This window comes from Clostridium senegalense JC122 (assembly GCF_000285575.1).
In the GTDB taxonomy this organism is placed as follows: Bacteria; Bacillota; Clostridia; order Clostridiales; family Clostridiaceae; genus Clostridium_J; species Clostridium_J senegalense.
In genome coordinates this window covers 40,848-43,928 of sequence record NZ_HE611054.1, presented here as the reverse complement: position 1 = coordinate 43,928, position 3,081 = coordinate 40,848, and the positions used below count along the sequence as shown (strand labels likewise).

The 3,081-nt window shown below is 28.3% G+C and carries 1 protein-coding gene; it reads left to right on the top strand.

What is annotated here, in order from left to right; all coding sequences use genetic code 11:
* The first annotated feature begins 424 nt into the window (after positions 1-424).
* Positions 425-2,833 (top strand): stage II sporulation protein E, encoded by a 2,409-nt coding sequence (spoIIE, locus tag CSGHG_RS16230; RefSeq protein WP_010297699.1) that lies wholly within the window; start codon positions 425-427, stop codon positions 2,831-2,833.
* The last annotated feature ends 248 nt before the right edge of the window (positions 2,834-3,081 follow it).

Here is a 3,081-nt window from a genome sequence, read left to right as displayed (position 1 = left end):
GAGACTCACTATATATAGTGAGTCTTTTTCGTTTTGAAAAATAAAATCAATATATAAAAATCTACAATAAAAACCTTTCAGGAAAATATTACCATAAATTTACTTTAAAAAAATTCATTTTACAAAGAGATTACACTTTATACGACACAAAAGTTATCCCATATAAAAAACACAAAAATAAAATATAAATAAAAAATAAATTTACAAAAATTGGATAAATCCCTCCATTAACATATTTCTTATAAAAATATTAATAAATTATGTATGACATTAGGAATTATATAAAAGTACAATTAGGGAAAAAATGTCAGAAATAAATTACAAGTACCTACCAGTAATTGACATTTAATTCCAGAGACCTTTGCTATAATAAATTTATCGATTGAGACAAGGAATTATTAAATTAAGGGGTAGGTGGTTATAGATGCAATATGGAGCAGATGTATTTCCATATAAAAGGATGAAAAAATCAAATAGTAATAAAATTAAAGAGCAGGAAAGAAGTAAGAGGATTTTTCTTAAAATTTCAGGTATGTTTCTAATTAGTTTGTTAATTAGTAGAACAATGATAATTAATAGTACTGCTCCATTTGGAATTGCATTTTTAATAGTAGTACTAAATAATAACGATTATAGACTTACATTATCATCAGCTTTTGGAACAATAATGGGATATATAACTATGCAAAGTTATGTTAAAGATATAAGTATGTATTATGTTATTATTCCAAGTGTAGTTTTGTTATCATTATTATTGTCCCATATAGATTTAAGTGAAAAATATAAAAAGATAGTGACGTGGGCAGTTTTAACTATTGGAATGTTTTCTTACAATATAATAATTAATGAATTTGGAATGGGTATGGCTGGAGTTTCAACACTTACGAATTTATGTTGCATATTCCCAATATATTTTATTCTTCAGATAAGTGATGTATGCTTTAAAGAATTAAAAACTAAACATCTTTTTAAAGATGAAGAAGTAGTGTGTATGGCTATTTTGATATCCATAGTTATTGCAGGTACATGGGGTGTAAAAATATTTGGTGTATCAGTAACTAATGTACTCGCCTTTACAGCAGTATTAGGTATAAGCTATATTAGCGGAAGTGCTATAGCTGGAACTGTAGGACTAGCCATGGGGGCTATAATTGGAATGAGTAATCAAAATTTATTAATATATATAACTGTATTAGGTATGGTAGGGCTTATTAGTGGAATTTTTAAAGAGGGTGGACGAGCCTTTGTGTCCTTATCATTTTTAGTTACATTCTTAATAGTTAAAGTGTATTTATTAACCTCATCCTTTGCAGATGTTAGCAGTTTTGCTTTAATGGATGGAATATTAGCAATAGGAATATTTGCACTGATGCCAGGGCGAGTTTATGATACTATAGGCTCTGAAATTAATTCAGAGAAAAAACGAATAAATTTAGATAGAAATTATTTAAATAATATAAAAAATATGTATTTGAATAAACTTGATAATTTTTCAGATGTATTATCAAATATGTCTGAAATTCTATCAGAATTAGTTGACAATGACAAGTTATTAATGACAAGTAAAAGTACTGAATTAGTAGATAATTTAGCAGCACGTGTTTGCGGTGATTGTAATGCTAATTGTATCTGTTGGAATAGAGAACATCATCTAACTTATAACGCTTTTTCTGAGCTAATTGAAAATCAGCAGAAAAAATCTAATAGATTTCCTATGGAATTAGAAAGGAAGTGTTTGAAAAAAGGGGCACTTATAAGAAATTCGGAAGATGTAGTTAATAAATATATAATAAGTGAGATGTGGAGAACTAGATTAAGTGAAGGAAGGGAGCTTTTAGCAAGCCAAATAAATAATATGGCAAAATCCGTGGATGAATTAGTTCAAGAATTTAATGAAGAGCTTAAAAATGATGGTAAGTTGGAAAGGGATATAATTAAGCTTTTAGATAAGAATCAAATATATTATGATGATGTATTTTGTATAAAAGATAAAAATGATAGGAGTGTTATAAGAATAACTGCCACACAATATGGTTCTTTGCAAGTATATTCTAATAGAATTTTACCAATTATAGAGGAAGCGGCAGGAACTAATATGGTTATAAATGAAGATGGATGTTATATAAATCCTAATACAAATAGTTGCATTGTAGTTTTTGAAGAGGCGCCTAATTTAAAAGTAGTTACTTATATGGCTAAGGCAAGTAAAGATGGATATACAGTTCATGGAGATAGCTATAGTTTTGGAAATACTAGCATAGGAAACTACATGATGTTAGTAAGTGATGGTATGGGGTCAGGTCCACAAGCAGGTAGAGAAAGTGAAGCGGCAGTAGAATTAATTGAAAAGTTTATAAATGCTGGGTTTAGTAAGACTACAGCCATTAATACAGTTAATTCTATAATGACCTTGAAATTTTGTGAAGAAGAGAAATTCTCTACTATAGACTTAAGTACTATAGATTTATATAGTGGAGAAATAGATTTTATGAAAGTTGGTGCAGTGGCTAGTTTCATAAAATCTGATGATGTAGTAGATATAATTAAATCTAAAAGTCTACCTATTGGAGTTTTAGATGAAGTTGATATAGATACTTGTACAAGAAAGGTTAAACATGGTGATTTAGTAGTTATGCTTACAGATGGCGTATCTGATGTTGAAGAGGCAGGGGGGATTGGTTGGATTTTAGATTATATGGGTAGACATGATGAAGATGTTGAAAATTTAGCAAGCGGAATAATAGAAGAAGCTAAAAGGCTTGGAAAAAATAAAGTGGGAGATGATATGACTGTTTTAGTATCAAAAGTATATAATCAATATAATGCAGGATAATATGTTATTGTCAGTATTAGACTAAGGTGTAAAATGAAGAAGTGTTAATAACATTTCTTCATTTTTTAAGTTAATATACAGTAAATCTATACATTAAATACATTTATAGAGGTTGAAAATCAATATTTTTACTCTATAAGCTATATCCATATATGAAGATATGACCTTCACTTTGAAGTTATTAGTTGGTGAAAAAAGTATAACTCTAACTAAAGCTATATTCAAGGTTCACAATCGTAACAAATTAT

Bases quoted from the DNA above. Each gene is read 5' to 3' on its own strand.
- spoIIE (WP_010297699.1), top strand. From the start codon at position 425: ATGCAATATGGAGCAGATGTATTTCCATATAAAAGGATGAAAAAATCA.